At 39.3% G+C, this 18,795-nt stretch carries 14 protein-coding genes and 4 pseudogenes; 12 read left to right on the plus strand and 6 right to left on the minus strand.

Features of this window, described 5'->3' with window-relative positions:
• Nucleotides 1–516: 516 nt before the first annotated feature.
• Nucleotides 517–1,110: pseudogene (locus NSQ44_RS01445) on the plus strand (LLM class flavin-dependent oxidoreductase); the annotation flags it as partial.
• Between the two features lie 684 nt (nucleotides 1,111–1,794).
• Nucleotides 1,795–2,817 (plus strand): LLM class flavin-dependent oxidoreductase, encoded by a 1,023-nt coding sequence (locus NSQ44_RS01450; protein WP_340854569.1) that lies wholly within the window; start codon nucleotides 1,795–1,797, stop codon nucleotides 2,815–2,817.
• Nucleotides 2,818–3,030: 213 nt separating this feature from the next.
• Here the strand turns inward: NSQ44_RS01450 and NSQ44_RS01455 are convergent.
• Nucleotides 3,031–3,188, minus strand: a pseudogene (locus NSQ44_RS01455) (IS3 family transposase); the annotation flags it as partial.
• Between the two features lie 91 nt (nucleotides 3,189–3,279).
• Here NSQ44_RS01455 and NSQ44_RS01460 point away from each other — a divergent pair.
• The 3 genes and pseudogenes from NSQ44_RS01460 to NSQ44_RS01470 form a co-directional block, all read left to right on the plus strand.
• Nucleotides 3,280–4,436 (plus strand): IS3 family transposase gene (locus NSQ44_RS01460; RefSeq protein WP_445659486.1). Its coding sequence is split into 2 segments (ribosomal slippage): nucleotides 3,280–3,541 and nucleotides 3,541–4,436, totalling 1,158 coding nucleotides; the frame shifts between segments, so codons are not numbered across the junction.
• Nucleotides 4,437–4,579: 143 nt separating this feature from the next.
• Nucleotides 4,580–5,272, plus strand: a pseudogene (locus NSQ44_RS01465) (transposase); the annotation flags it as partial.
• Nucleotides 5,273–5,611: 339 nt separating this feature from the next.
• Nucleotides 5,612–6,142, plus strand: a pseudogene (locus tag NSQ44_RS01470) (amidohydrolase family protein); the annotation flags it as partial.
• Between the two features lie 190 nt (nucleotides 6,143–6,332).
• Here the strand turns inward: NSQ44_RS01470 and NSQ44_RS01475 are convergent.
• Nucleotides 6,333–7,100, minus strand: a complete 768-nt coding sequence (locus NSQ44_RS01475; protein WP_340854572.1) for an inositol monophosphatase family protein — start codon at nucleotides 7,098–7,100, stop codon at nucleotides 6,333–6,335.
• 317 nt (nucleotides 7,101–7,417) lie between these two features.
• Between NSQ44_RS01475 and NSQ44_RS01480 the strand changes: the two genes are divergently transcribed.
• The 3 genes from NSQ44_RS01480 to NSQ44_RS01490 are packed head-to-tail and all read left to right on the plus strand — an operon-like array spanning nucleotide 7,418 to nucleotide 10,313.
• Nucleotides 7,418–8,134 (plus strand): FadR/GntR family transcriptional regulator, encoded by a 717-nt coding sequence (locus tag NSQ44_RS01480; RefSeq protein WP_340854573.1) that lies wholly within the window; start codon nucleotides 7,418–7,420, stop codon nucleotides 8,132–8,134.
• A gap of 19 nt (nucleotides 8,135–8,153) precedes the next feature.
• On the plus strand, nucleotides 8,154–9,362 hold the full coding sequence (locus NSQ44_RS01485) for a CaiB/BaiF CoA transferase family protein (protein ID WP_340854575.1): 1,209 nt from the start codon (nucleotides 8,154–8,156) through the stop codon (nucleotides 9,360–9,362).
• Complete coding sequence (locus tag NSQ44_RS01490; RefSeq protein WP_340854577.1) at nucleotides 9,363–10,313, plus strand: hydroxymethylglutaryl-CoA lyase; 951 nt, start codon at nucleotides 9,363–9,365, stop codon at nucleotides 10,311–10,313.
• A 564-nt stretch (nucleotides 10,314–10,877) separates the two neighbouring features.
• On the opposite strand, the gene NSQ44_RS01495 is transcribed toward NSQ44_RS01490, so the two are convergent.
• The gene (locus tag NSQ44_RS01495) at nucleotides 10,878–11,057 is read right to left on the minus strand and encodes an SE1832 family protein (protein ID WP_063388738.1); all 180 of its coding nucleotides are present in this window, start codon (nucleotides 11,055–11,057) and stop codon (nucleotides 10,878–10,880) included.
• A gap of 221 nt (nucleotides 11,058–11,278) precedes the next feature.
• Here NSQ44_RS01495 and NSQ44_RS01500 point away from each other — a divergent pair, with 221 nt between their 5' ends.
• The 3 genes from NSQ44_RS01500 to NSQ44_RS01510 all read left to right on the plus strand — a co-directional run bounded on the left by NSQ44_RS01500 (nucleotide 11,279) and on the right by NSQ44_RS01510 (nucleotide 13,535).
• Nucleotides 11,279–11,482: a hypothetical protein gene (locus NSQ44_RS01500; protein WP_063388739.1), complete on the plus strand. Its 204-nt coding sequence runs from the start codon at nucleotides 11,279–11,281 to the stop codon at nucleotides 11,480–11,482.
• Nucleotides 11,483–11,576: 94 nt separating this feature from the next.
• Complete coding sequence (locus NSQ44_RS01505) at nucleotides 11,577–12,437, plus strand: fructosamine kinase family protein (protein ID WP_340854579.1); 861 nt, start codon at nucleotides 11,577–11,579, stop codon at nucleotides 12,435–12,437.
• A 573-nt stretch (nucleotides 12,438–13,010) separates the two neighbouring features.
• The gene (locus NSQ44_RS01510; RefSeq protein ID WP_066247109.1) at nucleotides 13,011–13,535 is read left to right on the plus strand and encodes a type 1 glutamine amidotransferase domain-containing protein; all 525 of its coding nucleotides are present in this window, start codon (nucleotides 13,011–13,013) and stop codon (nucleotides 13,533–13,535) included.
• A 120-nt stretch (nucleotides 13,536–13,655) separates the two neighbouring features.
• Here the strand turns inward: NSQ44_RS01510 and NSQ44_RS01515 are convergent, their stop codons facing one another.
• From NSQ44_RS01515 to NSQ44_RS01525, 3 genes are all read right to left on the minus strand, one after another.
• Complete coding sequence (locus tag NSQ44_RS01515; RefSeq protein ID WP_340854581.1) at nucleotides 13,656–15,143, minus strand: peptide MFS transporter; 1,488 nt, start codon at nucleotides 15,141–15,143, stop codon at nucleotides 13,656–13,658.
• 287 nt (nucleotides 15,144–15,430) lie between these two features.
• Nucleotides 15,431–16,423: an LLM class flavin-dependent oxidoreductase gene (locus NSQ44_RS01520; protein ID WP_340854583.1), complete on the minus strand. Its 993-nt coding sequence runs from the start codon at nucleotides 16,421–16,423 to the stop codon at nucleotides 15,431–15,433.
• Between the two features lie 24 nt (nucleotides 16,424–16,447).
• Complete coding sequence (locus NSQ44_RS01525; protein WP_063388744.1) at nucleotides 16,448–17,092, minus strand: SDR family oxidoreductase; 645 nt, start codon at nucleotides 17,090–17,092, stop codon at nucleotides 16,448–16,450.
• 163 nt (nucleotides 17,093–17,255) lie between these two features.
• On the opposite strand from NSQ44_RS01525, the gene NSQ44_RS01530 reads away from it, so the two are divergent.
• Nucleotides 17,256–18,455: a CynX/NimT family MFS transporter gene (locus NSQ44_RS01530; RefSeq protein ID WP_340854585.1), complete on the plus strand. Its 1,200-nt coding sequence runs from the start codon at nucleotides 17,256–17,258 to the stop codon at nucleotides 18,453–18,455.
• Nucleotides 18,456–18,795: the final 340 nt, after the last annotated feature.

Below are 18,795 nucleotides of genomic sequence, written 5' to 3' on the forward strand. Positions count from 1 at the left end.
AAGGATGAGACCAATTATTGGTTTCATCTTTTCTATGTTTTATGCTTTGTCGAAACTGTTTTTGTCCTCAGGACTTGATCATGATGGAAAAAGGCTTGTGATTAGACATTTAATCTTGAATGTCCATCAATACTGCTTTTTTGTTATTTTTACATAATAAAATTGTCGGAGAAAGCTCCTTCGGCTTTTTTTGACCGATCCTCCACGCTTTCCAACAAAGAATTATTTATTTCCCTTCTCCATTATATATAATCATATTCCCTATCGCTCCATGACCCAATTTCCATTCCGAATTTCCTTCATGTCCAATTCTAAAGACAGATCCAATAAAACTAGCAAGAAAAGTCAAAATTTATAAAAACATACTTGACAAATAGGAATAATGGAATTAATATCATACTTAAATCTTTTACTTTTATCCGGTTGCCCACTGGACCGCCAGAGGCTCATATCAGTTCCTAATATTAGGGATCTGATATGAGCCTTTTTTATTAAAATTTTAAGGAGGGAAAATCAATGGGTTTACAATTTGCTTATTGGGCGCCAAACGTTAGTGGAGGGCTTGTGATCTCTAATCTGCCACAGAAAACAGGCTGGTCATTTGAGGATAACAAACGTTATGCACAAATAGCTGAAGAAAATGGTTTTGATTACGTCCTGCTGCAAACAAGATTTTTCGCCAGCTACGGAGCTGAAAAACAATTAGAAGCAGCTGCGCTTGCTTCTGCACTTGCCGCTAGTACCAAAAAATTAAACATTATTACAGCTGTGCTGCCCGGTCTATGGCATCCAGGTGTCATAGCAAAAATTATTTCAACGATTGATCATATCAGTAATGGTCGTGCTTCCATTAATATTGTCAGCGGATGGTTTAAAAATGAATTTATCGGTTATGGGGAACCGTGGTTAGACCATGATGAACGTTATCGACGGTCTGAAAAATTTATACAGGTTCTACGAGATTTGTGGACAAAGGAAACCACTACGTTTAAAGGAGATTTTTATCGTATAAATGAAGCGCCATTAAAGCCTAAACCTATTAATATCCCAAAAATTTTCCAAGGCGGAAACTCGAAAGCAGCAAGAGAAATGGCTGGACGAGTTTCAGATGTAGATGAAAGTTTTGCTGATAAGGAAAGCGCTTGGCGAGTATAAGCTGTGCGGCTGTAAGTTATTGTGCTTAGTTTTATGCCTCAATCAATTCACCCGCAATGATAGATAGAACATTGGTTGACAATGACGTGTACAGGCAGTTTTTCTGTTTGGAGGAAATGTTTTTTGCTTCGAAAACGAAATGATTGATTGAGCTTGTAAACAAAAGAAAATTCTCCATGATGGTTCTGAACACTTTTTTGGACTTGATTATGTCTTGCTCACACAAGTCATTCATCTCGATAGGTCTCTACTTCAGCGGAAATTCCTTCCTATAAACATTGAAAACCCATTTTTAACTGTTTAGTAGTAAAAATCTGCTTATGTTTGATCAGAATAAACTTACAAACTTTCCTTATAATAATGGAAGATAATAATGGAAGCAGCTTTGTGAAGTTCTTTATTTTTTAAGCGAAAGGTCACTAGATTTATCTTCCAGCGCAATTCATATTTTAAGACTAAGGATTTAACTCGTTCTCGCTTTTATTTATTGATTTTTCATGATTAGCCTGTGATGAATCATAAAAAAATTACAAATTATTTTTTTCACTGTGAGAAGTTGTGCGGCAGGCAAATTCCTTGTAATACCATTGAACAGTTTTTTACAATCCTTATAAGGAGAGTTTAAAAGGAGTTGAAAAAATGACGAATTCTCAGAAAAAAAGATTGGAAGAGATTGAATTCTCAGTTTTGGATTTGGCTCCTGTTTTATTAGGGAAAACGCCGGCTGACACATTCAAAAACAGTTTAGACCTTGCGCAAAATGTTGAACGATTTGGATATAAACGTTATTGGCTTGCAGAGCACCATAATATGGAGGGCATCGCAAGCTCAGCTACTTCTGTATTAATAGGCTATATTGCAGGAGGTACGAAAACGATTCGAGTAGGATCTGGAGGCGTCATGCTTCCGAACCATCCTCCTCTTGTGATTGCTGAACAATTCGGGACATTAGAGTCGTTGTATCCAGGTCGAATTGATTTAGGGATAGGACGTGCTCCTGGAACAGATCAGGTGACATCCATGGCATTGCGAAGAAATTTACATGGGTCAGTATCAGAATTTCCAAACGACGTCCAAGAACTCATCAATTATTTTGCTCCGAAAGAGAAGCGGAAAGGATATGTACGCGCAGTTCCTGGTGAGGGATTAAATGTTCCTGTTTGGCTGCTTGGATCAAGTACGTATAGCGCTCAGCTTGCAGCAAAGCTTGGACTTCCTTTTGGGTTTGCAAGCCATTTTGCACCGAATCACTTATATGAAGCACTGAAAATATATCGTGACCAGTTCCAGCCGTCAGAACATTTGAAGGAGCCGTATGCGTTGGCGTGTGTGAATGTCGTGGCAGCAGATACCGATGAAGAGGCGAAGTATCTTGCAACCAGCTTGTATCAAATGTTTTTGGGCGTGATCCGAGGAACTTCTAGATTGTTGCAGCCTCCTGTTGAAAGCATGGATGGAGAATGGAATGAATTTGAAAAAGAAGCGGTACGCCATCAGCTTTATTTTTCGTTTGTTGGATCTAAGCAAACAATAAAAGAGAAGCTTCAAAAATTTTTGGATGACACTCAGGTAGACGAAATAATGGTTGTTTCATATATATACGACCATTCGGCTCGCGTGCATTCGTACCGTATTTTATCTGAGATAAAGAATGAAATGTAGTTCTTTTATTTTAAATATGTTATTTTCGGCAACTATCATTACTGTTTAACTTTTTCAGTTCGGGAAGAGATCTGAGAGCGGCAGACTCCTTTTTCAGAAATGTTATTTATGCTGTCATAAAAGCAACGATGTTTATGAATTGCGGATTCTCAAAACAGGCTATCGGCTTTGAACTGTCCCTGTCAAGTAGACAGTGGAAATAACAAAAATCATCTAAGTGGCTTCGGCCCTAAATTCCATAGGGCTGAGGCCGTTTAAGCGTTTTTGGGTCGATCATGATTATAAAATAGGATGTACTCTTCGATTCCTTGACAAAGCTCCTCAAACGAGTCATATTTGTTCAAATAATATTTTTCACATTTGAGTGATCCCTAGAAAGATTCCATAGGTCCATATGATGTTAGACTAAAAAGTAGACACAGATTATTATAGTAATAATAGACTAAAAAATGAGGTGTCTACATGACAAAAAAACAAAGGCGGTACGAGGAAGACTTTAAGCGTCAAACTGTTCGTTATATTTTGGAGGAAGCGAAATCCGTTGCACAAGTGGCTCGTGAGCTCAAAATTAACGAAAATACTCTTCACGGCTGGATGAAAAAATATAAGCAAGAACCTGAAATATCAGAAACCCAAACGTTTCGATCCGAAGAACACGAAGTTCGTGAACTGAAGAAACGTATTCGGGATCTGGAGGAGGAAAACTCCATCTTAAAAAAGGCGATGCACTTCTTCGCGAAAGACCATCGGTAAAATATTCATTTATCCATAAACATCGCTTCGATTACCGATTGGAGAAGATGTGCGAAGTATTGAAAGTTTCTCGAAGCGGTTATTATAAATGGCGTGATCGTCCCAAAAGTGCTAGACAAGAGCGTCGAGAAGAATTGACGCAGGAAGTGCGTCGTGTGTATATCGAATCTCGCCAACTGTATGGGAGTCCCAAGGTTGCCAAAAAGCTTAATCATGAAGGCATTAAGGTTTCACAGAAGACGGTTTCCCGCATAATGAATGAAGAGGGAATGAAGTCTCGTACCGTGAAAAAGCATAAGGCAACTACTAACTCAAAACATAACCATCCGGTCCACGAAAATGTCTTAAACCAACATTTTACTGTTACGAAACCAAATGAAGTATGGGTAGCTGATATCACCTACATTCCAACGGATGAAGGTTGGCTTTATCTAGCTAGTATGATGGATTTGTATTCAAGGAAAATAGTCGGCTGGCATATAGACTGTTCCATGAAAAAGGAGCTAGTGTTAAGTGCTTTAAAGCAAGCCTATCAGCGTCAACAACCACAGGGTTCTATCCTCCATCATTCTGATCGAGGGAGTCAATATGCTTCAAATGACTATCAAGCTAAGCTAATGGAATACGGAATGAAATGTAGCATGAGCCGCAAAGGAAATTGTTATGACAACGCTTGTATTGAATCATTTCATGGGATAATAAAAAAAGAACTAATCTATCAGACTCGTTATAAAACAAGGGAGGAAGCAAAAAAGAGCATATTTGAGTATATAGAAATATTTTACAATAATAAACGTATTCACTCCGCGACAGAGTATTTTTCACCATCTGAATACGAACGTATGTACTATAAAAAGGGAGCTTAATGAACATATTAATAGAATAGTTAGCCCCGAAAATTTACCTTTTAAAAATAATTAGGACAACGTCGTAATTACTTTTAAAAGGCCACCAAGCGATAGCGCGGTAGCTGCGAAAAAAATCTATAAATTTTTGTGTCTACTTTATTGACCTAATATCAAATGTGCACGTATGCCTAAAGGAAGACGTGGACTTTGTCATCAAGCGAAACTTACGCCGAGAATCGAAAGCGCTTTGGTTCCAGATCGCTTCGCAAAAGGGCAAACGTGTCGATGATGGACAAAGCGAAGGAGTACAAACCTATGAGCTATGCCTTCCACAGAAGGCAGCGATCGATGGAAACACGTATACGTACGTTCAAGTCACCCAAGTGACGGAACGGACGATGGAACGCAATGGACAGCTGATGCTCGTTCCTGATTATGAAGTGGAAAGCTATTGGGTGCGGCTCAAAGGATACGAGCATGTTCGAATGAGCGATGTGCTCGCGTTGTATCATGACCATGCGACATGCGAACAGTTTCATAGCGAACTGAAGAGCGACTTAGATTTAGAGCGGCTTCCATCTGGGAAGATGAAAACGAATGCGCTCGTGTTGGTCATGGGAGCCTTCGTTTACAATCTTCTTCGTCTGATTGGACAAGATCTATTAAGCGATCCGAGACATCCGTTGCACCACAAAGTGAAACGCCGCCGCATCAAGACGATTATTCAGACGGTGATCACGATGGCAGGGCGACTCGTCCGTCGATCACGACAGATCTGGATGAAACTGACGCGAAGGAGTGGCTATAGCGAGCCCCTACTGAACGTCTATCAGAAATGGAGAGAGGCAAGATAACGAACGAATGTTCGGGCACTGATGTCCAACGTCACTCCCTGTGCTTTTTTGTCTATTTTTTTGGTTCGTATACCTAAAAAAGAGATTTGTTCCATTTTCGGAAATAGAGATGACATAGGTCATAAGCATAAAAGGGGTTTTATGGATTATCAATCCATCAAAATTACAACAAAATCAAAGTCGATTTCAATTCATCACGGATTCAGGTTATAGGATGCACCTTACCATGTAAATATATTGAATAAATACAAGTAATATCCACTCATTTGAGGTGAAGAAGCTATTATGTGTTAGCGAAATTTAAAGAAAACGCTAGAATTTTGAAGAAAATTAAAGTTTATAGAGGGAGCCATTATCGGTCCTGGGGCAGCTAATCATATGCTGTCAGATGAATTTTTTATCCCATTTTTTGAAGCAGCCGATCGGTTGAAAGCGATTGTTTTCATTCATCCGTTATTGAGCGAAGATCCTCGCTTGAAAAGAAGAATGATGCCAAATTTAATCGGTGTTCCGTGGGAAACAACGATTTGTGCTACAGATCTTTTATTAAGCGGATTGATTGATCGATTTCCAAATGTGAAAATATTATTTGCCCATGGCGGAGGATTTTTGCCTTACCAAATCGGCAGAATTGAAAAAGGATACGAAGAATGGGAAGCGGTTTCAAAAAAATTAACATCCTCTCCGAAAGAATACTTAAAGCGTTTTTGGTATGACAATGTTTTGTGGGAGCAAGCAAGCATTGACTATTTAGTGCGAATAGTGGGAGAAGATCGAGTAGTGCCTGGCTCCGATTTTCCGTTCGACCTTTCTGTCTGGCCTCCAAATGAAAAGCATTACAAAGGGGCAAGTTCATTAATTGATTTTTAAAAGCTTTTCGTCTTTTAAGCCAGCAGACTGGACAATCAATCGCTAAATGATTTATTTTTTGAATCATCGTTCCGGTTTTTGTTAGCAAAACGTTATTTCACGAACGGGCTCAGCATCATGAAAACGGAAATGTCGTTGTATTATATGGCAGCAGAAAAGCATAAAAGCAGTCTAGACTTGCGGACTGCTTTTATGCCGTTGTGTGCTGAACAGGCAGTAAAGGTGCTATCTCGTCTATTATATTTTGGTCAGCAATGACAGTATAATTTCCGATCGTTTGTATAGCTCCGCCCGCTTCGCACACAAGCAGCTGTCCAGCAGCAATATCATAAAAATTAGGCTTATAGTAGACTGCGATATCAAGTTTGCCGCAAGCAATGTAGGCTAAAGTGACAGCAGCTGTTCCGATCATTCTGACTCGGTAAACGTCGTTTACAATGTTTTCAAGCAATGAAATGCGCTCTTTATTCGTTTGTTTATTGGCGTCCTTTGCAAAATCGCCAATGGAAATAAAAGCTTCCGCCAGGCTGGCATTTCGAATGTTTATAGCATTTCCATTTAAATAGGCTCCTTCTCCCTTTGCTGCCCAATACGTTTCCCCAAAAGCAGGCAATGATATTGCAGAGACGACTGGATCATTTTGATAGGTTAGGGCGATGGAAACTCCGTAAAGCGGAACGCCGAAACTGTAGTTGATGGTCCCGTCAATAGGGTCAATCACCCATTCAAATTCATCCTTTCCCCCAATGCTGCCGGCTTCCTCACTGAATATGCGGTGATCGGGATATGTCTCCTGAATGCGATCAATGATCAGCTTTTCAGCTTTCAAATCCATTTCAGTCACAAAATCTTTTGCTGACTTTAATGTTTGCTGCCCAGCTTTTCCTGCATACGGCCGAATCAATTCACCGGCCTCTTTAGCTAACTTTATCGCAAAAGGCAAATATTGCTTATACATTGCGTTCCTCCTTCGGAAAAGTGAATCAATGATTGATTGCTATTAATTAATCATAATATATTTCAAGAAATTTAGGAATAGATGGAATGTTAACACACACTTGCTTTAGAAGTGTAATGAAAGGTTTCCACATGAGAAATGAAATGCCCTGGATAAGAAAAATCATCTTACATCTTGCATTGAACGCTTTTCTCTTCATATCTTCCGGTGTTTTGCATGTTCGATGGTGCAGCAGCTTGACGATTTAATGACAGAATATTATAATTTTAATGAAATTGGACTGCCCAACAGTCCAAAAAAATGAAAGGAACATGTTTATGAAATCCAATATATTTAATGAGCTCAACAATACGAGAGTTTACGAAAAAATTGTTGATCAAATTAAGCAGCTGATAGAAGAAGGAAAACTAAAACCAAATGACCGCCTGCCTCCGGAGCGTGAATTGGCGAAAATTCTCGGGTGCAGCAGGACTTCTTTGCGGGAAGCATGCAGAGTTTTAGAATCGGAAGGAATCATTATTTCAAAACCAGGCGGCGGACGGTTCGTTCAAAAAGTCGATCAAAGCTTGATTCTGAAATATCAGATCAACCCTATTGATGTACTCGAAAAAACAACAGTGATTCAATTTTTGGAGGCCCGGGAAGCATTGGAGCCAAAAATTGCTGAAATCGCATGCGAAAGGGCAACGAAAGAAGATATAGAAAAGATGGAAAAGGCATTGAAATTAATGGAAGAAAAGTTGAAAAATCCGGAAGAGGAAATAGATGCAGACAGCAACTTTCATTTATCTCTCGCCCAAGCGACACATAATTTTGTGTTCATCTCATTTATGGATACGAATTTGAATTTATACCGCCAAGTGCGAAAGCAAACGTTGCAGTCGCAAGCGCGTTATTCTGAATCTTTTTTTGAACATGAAGCGATTTTGGAAGCCGTAAAACAGAAAGATAAAGCAAACGCATCGGAAGCGATGAAAGTCCATTTAAGCAATTTGCGAAGCAATGTATTAGGCATGCTGCCAGAGAAAAATTAATGTTTTGGAGGGGGATACGATGGAAAAAGGAAAATATGGTCCGTTAACAGGAGTAAATATTTTGGATATATCGACTATGATCGCTGCTCCTTTTGGGGCAACGCTGTTAGCTGACCTTGGCGCCGAAGTGACGAAAATTGAATTGCCCAATAAAGGTGATACTTTGCGGACTGTAGGCCCTTGGAAGGGGAATGAGCCGCTCAGATGGCCAGGGCTTGCCCGCAACAAAAAATCAGTTACTTTAGATATACGGAAAGAAGAAGGAAAAGAAATTTTAAAAAAACTTATAAAAAATACGGATATTTTAATTGAAAACTTTCGCCCCGGTACTCTTGAAAAGTGGGGGCTAGGGTATGAAGAATTGAAAAAAGCAAATCCTAAATTGATTATGGTTCGAATCTCGGGCTACGGTCAAACAGGACCGTATCGCGAAAAAGCCGGGTTCGGAACTCCGTGCACCGCTTTCAGCGGCCATACTTATATCCAAGGGTATCCGGACAGACCGCCTGTCAGCCCATCTTATTCATTGCTTGATTATATCACTGGTGTATATACTGCATTTGCTGCGGTCAGTGCATTATATTACCGTGATAAAAATGATGATCCAGAAGGGCAAGTAGTCGAAATGGGATTATATGAATCGATTTTCCGAATGCTCGAATTTTTAGTAGCTGAATATGACCAAAACGGTATAGTAAGAGAAAGAACACCCGGGTTGGCCGGACATTCAAGTCCAGCAGGAACATATGAAACGAAGGATGGAAAATATGTTGTTCTTGTTTGCAGTACTGATTCAACATTTAATCGGCTTGCAGAAGCAATGGAACGAACAGATATGCTCGAGGATGAACGTTATTATACAAATTCACAACGTTTAAAACATGACGATGAAGTACAAAAGATTGTCTCTGACTGGATACGCCAGTTTACGCTGAAGGAGCTGCAGGAAAAATTGGATTTGTACGGTGTGCCTGTCAGTCCGATTTTAAGTATTAAAGATATTTTTGAAAATGAACATTATCAAGCTAGGAAAAACATAGTAGAAGTTGAGCATCCTCGGCTTGGAAAAGTAAAAGTGCCGGGCGTCGTTCCTAATTTTTCAAAAACTCCTGGAACCATTCGTTACCGCGCTCCTGAGCTTGGAGAGCATAATGAAGAAATATTAGGCGGAAAATTAGGGTTATCAAAACAGGAGCTTGCCGAGTTAAAAGAGAAAGGAGTCATTTAAATGAGTGATGTCATGTTTCCTGCAAGGGTCATCATTTGCGAAGTTGCGCCGCGCGACGGGTTTCAATCAGAGGGTCAATGGATTCCGACTGAACAAAAAATAAAAATTATCCGTGCGCTTGCGAACACAGGAGTTCAATCGATAGAAGTGACATCGTTCGTTCATCCGAAAGCAATTCCGCAGTTGAAAGACGCCGAGGAAGTTGTGAAAGGGATAGAAGATTTAACGCATATTAAATTTCGGGCTTTAGTGCCAAATGTAAAAGGGGCCCAAAGAGCAATTGCGGCTGGAATAAAGAAATTGAAGCTAATGCTCTCGGCAACAGATTCGCATAGTTTATCAAATGCAAACTGCCTTGTGGAAGAAGCGCAAAGAGGATTTGAACCTATTGTCGATTTGGCGCAAAAACATAATGTTGAAGTAGGAGGATCAATTTCCGTTGCATTTGGATGTCCATACGAAGGAAAAGTGCCTTTAGAAAAAATAGTAACAATTGTAGATCGATATAAGAAAATGGGGATAACTGAAGTTTCGCTTGCTGACACGACAGGAATGGCCAATCCAAAACAAGTCTATCAATATCTTGGTGTATTAAAAAAGGAATTTCCTCACATGACTTTCTCCATGCACTTCCATAATACGCGCGGAATGGCGTTGGCGAATGTGGTTGCCGCTTTGCAGCAAGGTGTCATCCATTTTGACAGTTCTGTCGCAGGTCTCGGCGGATGCCCATATGCACCAGGAGCAACGGGTAACATTGCAACAGAGGATTTAGTTCATTCACTAGAAGAGATGGGGATTGAGACTGGAATTCATTTAGATCGCATAATTGACGTTGCAAAAGATGTAAGAAACATGCTCGGTCACGATGGAGGAAGCTACATGCTTCAGGCAGGACCTTGTTCGAAATTGAGTCCAAAACCAACTGCTCAGGAAAAATTAGAAAAGTAAAGTGATTGGTATGGAAAACATATTTTTAGATCGATCTAATATGATCGATCTATTTTTTGCCGTCAAAAAAAGAGCCAGTTGAAATGCGTAAACCCAATCTGTTAGGCATTGAATAAAGAGTCGTAGCAGGGCTGAAAAGTGACCAGTTAAGTGTAGCCGATTCACTTTTTAAGCAAATCGACTTGTGCTTTCTTCTTCTAAATTTTTAAATTGCATGTGTTTTCATACTTCCCGCCGATCGTAAAAACGCATCATAAAGCCTCTACATTTTTTCATTTCTTAAATTTTGCGTATGCCGCTTAATTCCAAAGTGTTCATGAAGTTGCCGATAAGGGAGCCTCCTTTCATTTCAAACGAACGATTCACGCTTCAGATCTTCTGAATATGAGTTACATGTTTGATTTTTCACCATAAAAAATCCCCTCTCCGGCAGACTCCTAAGAACACTTTTTTTACTTTCCACCTGGAGGGGATAAAACCACACAGAACCTTCTTTTTTCCCATCCAATGGATCAATGAAAATGGATTATGAAAGGAAACGGACAGCGGAATTTGATCTTGGTGTTAACGCTGCTTGTTCAGCGCCGTTCTAAGATTGGCCAACTCGTTTTCAATTTCCGTAAGCTGCTGTTCCGCTTTTTCTATATTTCCTCCGACTGATTCAAGCTTTTCGATGTCCCCTTGAATGCGGATATAGTCAGATTTTAATTCGGCGATTCTTTGTTCAATTTCTTGTTTTGTCATCAATATTCACTCCAATGTATCTGATTTCCTTTTTACCATTTTATCATGAATGTCGGAATGACGCCATACACGATATGAGTGATTCCAACTAAAAATGTATGAGAAGTAACTATTATTTATGAAAGAGTCGAAAATATAATTATTTTTTCCGAAATAAAATAAGGAGAATTTTTGCGCCGTCTCTTTTAAGGGGTTTTTGGAAAAGGAGTAGGAAAAGGAGAATGAAAAATGTTTTGGTGCTGATGGAAAAAAATTTTGACCGAATCTACAAAAACTTTAACGATTTGTGCACAATGTTTGAAGAAAATCATCATTTAGACTACCAATCTTTTGAAACATATCAACAATTACGGAGAAAATTAATAGAAGATGTAAAAGCTCTTGAATATTTTATTGTTGGAACAATGAAATCTAAAGAAAAATAACTTTTCAATTAACAAAGGCTGCTTTGTTGATTTCGTTGCAAAAGATATATGATTTATGAAAAGATAAGTACAAAAAAGAAAAAGAGGAGGCAGGATGAAAAAAATTATAGCGGAAGCATTAAGGGCTGCTGGAGATTTTGGAGTAATCGAAAACATTCGGAAAGTAAGCGGAGGTGATATTAACGAAAGCTATTTTGTACAGACAGAAAACCAAACGTATTTTTTAAAGTACAATTTAGAAGCTCCCGAAGATTTTTTCCGTCTAGAAGCGGAAGGGCTTCAACTGATTAGGGATACTAACACCGTGCGCGTACCGAAGGTGTTTGCTTACTCCGAGAATTCCAACGAGGGATTTTTGATCATGGAATGGGTGAACGGTAAAAAAGATGATAATACAGAAAAGCTGTTAGGCCAAAAGCTGGCAGCTTTACACAAAAGCCATTTTGTATATCACGGATATTCGAAAAATACATATATTGGAACGCTGCCTCAAAGAAACCGCCTTATGTCATCTTGGCTTGAATACTATCGGGACTACCGTTTAAGCGGACAAATGGAAATAGGGATCAAGAAAAATTATATACGTGGTGAACGTGGAAAAAGATTGGAAGCTCTCCTTAATCGCTTGCATGAATGGATTCCAGCAAACGTGGAGGCTTCTCTTTTACACGGCGATTTATGGGGAGGGAATTGGATAGTTGGACCGAATGGGGAACCATTTTTAATTGATCCGTCCGTAATGTATGGAGATCGCCATTTTGAAATTGCCTTTACCGAATTATTTGGCGGCTTTTCCCAAGATTTTTACCGCTCATATGAAGAATATTACCCTCTTTCCGAAAGATATGAGGAAATCAAGCCTTTGTACCAGCTTTATTATTTGCTTGTCCATCTGAATTTGTTTGGGGAATCATATGGTGGAGCAGTAGACCGCATATTAAAAATGTATGTTTAAAAAAGATGAGGACTGAGAACCGTTAGTTTTTTCGGTTTAGACAACTGTTTCCTTTCGTTTTAAGAGCTTGCAACTCCCTAATTGTGCAAACGATCAAATGTTTTCTTCCAGAAAGAAAAGGATAGTTGTCGTCCCTCCCCGAAATTCTTATTTAAAAGCCCGCTCTTCTCAAATAAATTTATAAACGAACGTTTTCATTTTCTAATTCAACTGTAATGTCAAAGCTTCGCTGCCCGGCGCATTCGGTTTATTAGCTGAAAGAGGTTGGAATACTGAACTCAGCATCAAAATGCAAGGACTTGAAGCTGACAGCATTTCTATATTGAAGACAAATGGAACAGGCTTAATAGCTTGCTTGGTCCATTTTGTCTCGGTTGATTCGATTTATCCGAAAAATTCCGCCTCTAAACGCCGATGAAGGCAGCCGCATTGCGAGACTGCTGATTTTGGCAATCATATTTATTGTTAAACAAACGTTTGAATAGTAATATAGGTAATTGATAATAATATATGAAGCAAATAAATGTTTCCACAAAATTTTTTATGATAATCTAAAATAAAGGAGTTGATCACATGGCAAAAGTAGCTACTCTTATTACAGACTTGTTCGAAGACAGTGAGTTCACAAGTCCTGCAGAAGCATTTCAATCAGCAGGTCATGAAGTGGTCACAATTGAAAAAGAAGCTGGCAAAAAAGTTAAAGGAAAAAAAGGTGAAGCGGAAGTTAAAATTGACTATTCGATTGATGATGTAAAACCGGACGATTTTGATGCACTTCTTTTGCCGGGAGGTTTCTCGCCGGACATTTTGCGTGCGGATGACCGTTTTGTTTCTTTTGTAAAAGCTATGATGGATGCGAAAAAACCGGTATTTGCTATTTGTCATGGACCTCAGCTGCTAATTTCGGCAAAAGCATTGGAAGGTCGGGATGCAACTGGCTATAAATCAATTCGCGTAGATATGGAGTATGCAGGCGCCAACTATCATGACGAAGAAGTTGTCGTGTGCCAAAACCAATTGGTTACAAGCCGCACACCTGCTGACTTAGAAGCATTTAATAGAGAATCATTGAAGCTTTTGGATAAAGTATCAAAGTAAGCGGAGAGAAATTCAAAATTTTTTGCTGAGTGATTTTGGCAAAAACAAACTTCATATATGGCAAAAAACCTGCCTGTTTATGTTTGAACAGGCAGGTTTTTATCATGCAGCAAGACTTTATTATAGAACATCTTTCATCAAACGTTTAATCATAGGTGCCATGAAGAATAAAATAAGGCCAAGAATAATTGAAACCATGCCGATAATGCCAAAATAAACAATTTCTGTTTCAACTGTGTAGTATTTTACAAGCTGGGCATTAATGGCTTGAGCGGCTGCACTAGTTAAAAACCATAGGCTCATTGTTTGCGCTGAAAAAGCCGCTGGAGCAAGCTTTGTAGTTGCTGAAAGTCCTACTGGGGACAAGCACAGCTCTCCGATTACAACAAGGAAGAAGCTAAGTACGAGCCATAAAGGGCTAACTAATGACTCAGTACCGTTTACATAAGCAGGAATGATCATAACTAGAAATGATAGACCGCCAAAAATAAGTCCGAATGCAAACTTGCTCGGTGTTGATGGCTGACGCTTTCCAAGCTTCACCCAAAACCATGCAAAAACCGGCGCCAAAAAGATGATAAATAAAGGGTTCAATGATTGAAACCATGATGAGTGCAGTTCAAGTCCTGCATAGGATAATTGGGTGCGCTTATCTGCATAAGTGGCCAAAATAATAGCCCCTTGTTCTTGAATAGCCCAAAAAACTACTGCGGCAATAAAGAGCGGAATGTAAGCAATTACACGCGAACGCTCCACTTCTGTTGTTTTAGGACTCCGGTACATAAATATAAAATAACATGCAGGTATTACGATTCCGAGGATGCTGACAATCATAGTAAAGCTATTTATAGTCAAAAGTCCTGCAGGGATGGTGACAGCTAAAAAGGCGATAATTACTAAAGCGCCGATGCCGAAAATAGTGAATACTTTTTTTCGTTCTTCCGGTTGTAACGGGTTAGGCACCTGTGTTCCGGCGAGACCAAGGTTTTTCTTTTTTGTTAGGACAAATGTCAAAAGCCCAAAAAACATACCAATAGCAGCAAGAGCAAAGCCAAGATGGAAATTATATCCTTGTCCTAAAGTTCCAACAATAATGGGAGCTAAAAATCCACCTAAATTAATACCCATGTAAAAAATACTAAACCCTGAATCGCGGCGGGCATCGTTATCTGCATAAAGATCGCCGACAACACTTGATACATTCGGCTTTAAAAGTCCAGTACCAAGAACAATCAGCGTCATGGAAATGAATAAAGCTTCAATATTTCCAGGGAAGGATAAGACGATATGGCCGAGCATGATTAAAATTCCGCCGTAAAAAACAGTTTTGCTTGTCCCTAACAGGCGGTCTGCAATCCATCCTCCAATCGTTCCCGACATATACACGAGAGAACCGTAGATCGCCATAATCGATGCAGCGGTAGCTTCATCTATTCCCAAACCGCCTTTAGAAACTTCATAATACATATAATAAAGAAGTATTGCTCTCATTCCGTAATAGGAAAAACGTTCCCAAAACTCCGTAAAAAACAGCGTAAATAATCCTTTTGGATGTCCAAAAAAACCTTTTTGCGGAAGGCTTTGGACAATCTGCTCCTTTGTTATCATAAAAAATAAACCTCCATTATTTTTGTATAATTTTTAAGATGTTTAGAATTGTCCGAAAATAAAAAATAACCGCCCTACCGCTCTTTAAATAATATTTTAATATAATTAAAACGTCAACTGTTAAAAGCATAAAATTATATATATATAATATTTGAAACAGTTGTAAGTTAGGGAATTTTTAAAAAAAGGGGAGGATACAATATGAAATTGGTGATTGGCAAAAGAAAAAATCGGTTCCCATATAGGTTAAACCGATTTTATCCATGGTCATATTGATTATATTAACGTTAAGATTTCTTTCTATTTATTTCCTCTGCTATCAATTGATACGATTTTGTGCGTTCTTCATAGCTTCCAGTTATTGTTATGATCATCATTTCATCTGCTTCATACCAATTTTTTAATTCATATAAACGGTGAACGACAAATGTTGGATCGCCAATGATCATATTCTTTTGAAACTGTTGAAATTCATCAGAATTCAGCCATTGCTGCTTTGCTTCTTCTTTTAATGGAAAATCAAGTGTTTTTCCTTTATGATGCTGAAGATTCCATAAAAAGCTGCTGAAGGCAATTTGCTCCGCTTTTTCGTTAGTTTCAGCGCATATTGCCGAGACTGTGACAATTGTCTTTGGCTGCTGTTTTCTTTTTTTCTGGAACTGATTTTTATATGTTTGAATAATTTGCCGCCCGTCTTCATTGCTCATAAATTGGCCAAATGCATAGGAAATGCCGTTTTCAGCTGCTAAAAAGGCGCTCTTTATGCTTGTGCCAAGGATCCAAGGTTCAGGAGGAATATTTGGCAAAGGAGAAGCTGAGATGTTTGAAAATAATTCATTTTTTGGATAGTCATTATATAAAAAATGAAGCAGCTCTTGAACGGTTTTCGGCATGTTTTTTACATTTTCGAGATAATTGCCGGATAACGCAATGCTTGATTGAGCGTCTCCTCCGGGGGCCCGCCCGATCCCAAGATCAATGCGGTTAGGAAATAATGTTGCCAGCATATTAAACATTTCCGCAACTTTATACGGCTTATAGTGGGGGAGAAGCGTTGCGCCTGACCCGATGCGAATCGATTTTGTTTTTGCCCCTATAACTGGGAGCATAATTTCTGGAGCGGAGCAGGCAAGTCCAGAAAGATTGTGATGCTCCGCAATCCAGTAGCGGGTATAGCCTAGTTTTTCCGCCAATACGGCCAGTTGAATGGATTGCTCCAACGCCTCTTTTGCTGTTGAGTTGTTCAAAATCGGTGCTTGGTCTAAAATGCTAACCTGCATTATTCGCCAACCTTTCTTCGTATATTAAAAATTTTTTAATGCTTCGCGAATCGGGGTGTTTCCTGAGACTAGGTCAAATGAGCGGCGAAAAGTGTTTTTCTCCGTTATTGATGCAAAAATAACCGAAGCCACATCTTCTCTTGGAATGGCGGCTCTTTCAAGATTTTCGGCAATTTTTATTTCTCCGGTTCCTTTCTCATCCAATAGCGCCCCCGGCCGGACAATTGTATAGTTTAAACGGCTTTGGACAAGGAAACGGTCGGCATAATGCTTGGCAACATAATAATGTTTAATCTTTTCGTTCCAATTTTGTCTATTATGGGCTTGCAAAGCGCTGACCATTATAAACCGTTGAACGCCTGTCTTTTCTGCTGCTTCAATTGTTTTTACGGCACCGTCTAGATCTACTAAAAGAGTTTTATCTGCACCTGTATGTCCGCCTGAACCTGCGGTAAAGACGATCCCTTCCGCTCCTTTGATCGCCTCGGCAATCTGATCGACTGTGCCTTCCAAATCAGCTAAAACCGTCTTGACTCCGATCGAGTCAAAATATTCTTTTTGGTTTTCGTTGCGGATCATTGCTTTCACTGTGTGCTCGTTGCTTTCTTTTAATAACTGAACAAGAATTTTTCCGATTTTTCCATTGGCGCCAACTACAACAATTTCCATAAACGGACTCTCCTTTCAAACATCGTTTATTAACATTATTCCAGAAGCTGGCTGTTTTCTCAAATGATCGATACATGGTATGTGGTTGATTTTCCCATCGATGGGGATTAGTATATTAATAATTGACTTTTAAGATGTTCAAGGGGGTAAAGGAAGGGTGAGTATGGAACGCTATACGGTAAGGGCAGAAAAAGAAATTTCTAGTAAAAAAATGCTCTTGATAGTTGGAATCATCTTTGCTGCTTTTAATTTGCGTCCTGCTATTACTTCGGTCGGACCGCTCATCGGTTATATTCGTGAAGATCTCGGAATCTCCAACGGGGTTGCGGGTTTACTAACGACTATCCCGTTAATCGTTTTTGCGGTTCTTTCGCCATTAGCTCCGAAATTTGCAAGCCAATATGGAAATGAAACGGCGATTTTTGCCGGGTTAGTCGTGCTTCTTGCAGGAATGATTATTCGAACATTCGGAGCGATGATCGGTCTGCTTTTAGGAACTGTATTGATTGGAGTAGGCATTGCCATTGGAAATGTGCTTCTTCCGGGTATTGTAAAAGAACGGTTCCCGGATAAAATCGGACTGATGACAAGCGTTTATTCAACAGCTATGGGTATGCTTGCAGGGATCGCTTCCGGTTTAGCAATTCCGTTGTCGGAAGGATTAAAATTTGGATGGAAAAATGCCTTATTATTTTGGGCAATTTTAGCAATTGTGGCGATATGTTTATGGTTTCCATTAATTAGTGGAAAACAGAGATCCGCGAAACCGCCAATTGAACATATTTCAAATGGTTTTTTGCTCCGGTCGCCGCTGGCATGGCAAGTCACATTTTTTATGGGTCTTCAATCGTTCTTATTTTATAGTATGGTTGCATGGCTTCCTGAAATTTTGCAGGCGGACGGATTAAGTGCTTCAACAGCTGGTTGGATGCTGTTTCTTGTGCAAATTGCTGGCTTGCCGGCAACATTTGTCGCTCCGGCACTGTCGGACAAATATGCAGATCAAAGGCGAATTGTAGCGGTTTTAGGAGCTATTTATTTAGCAGGTCTCGTTGGATTATTGTATGGCGGGCCTCTTTTACTGATTGTCTTTTGGATTATTTTAATCGGTATTGGACAAGGGGCAAGCATTGGGCTCGTATTAGCGCTATTTGGTTTAAGAACAAGAAGCTCCGAGCAAGCTTCCGCTTTATCGGGAATGGCGCAATCAATTGGTTATTTGCTTGCTGCTTTTGGGCCCATTTTAATTGGCGTTTTGTATGACAAAACTCATTCGTGGGTGGCGCCCATTTTATTGTTTATTGCTGTCTGTGTTTTGATGATCATTGCTGGTTTGAATGCCGGACGAAATAAGTATGTGTAAAAAGAACTAAATAAAAAGCCGGGGCAGTTCAAAGTCGTTTTTTCGACTTATTGACTGCCCCTTTTAATATTTTAGAAACGTTGATATATCGGTGTTTATGATTGTTTGTTTTCAATGGGGATTTGACTTTTTGGACAACCCCAAGCTTTTTATTGTATTTGGAAGGTTCCATTTGATAAATGAATGTTCACATCGGCGATGGATGCAATGTTTAAGAAGGGGCTGTCAAGAAAGTCAGTGAAAAACGATTTTCTTGACAGCCCCATTCCAGCTTGTTGATAGTGATTAATAATATTGATTATTCTTCCTCATAATTAACACCTATTGTAACCTCTTTATT

Source organism: Aeribacillus sp. FSL M8-0254 (genome assembly GCF_038008845.1).
In the GTDB taxonomy this organism is placed as follows: Bacteria; Bacillota; Bacilli; order Bacillales; family Aeribacillaceae; genus Aeribacillus; species Aeribacillus composti.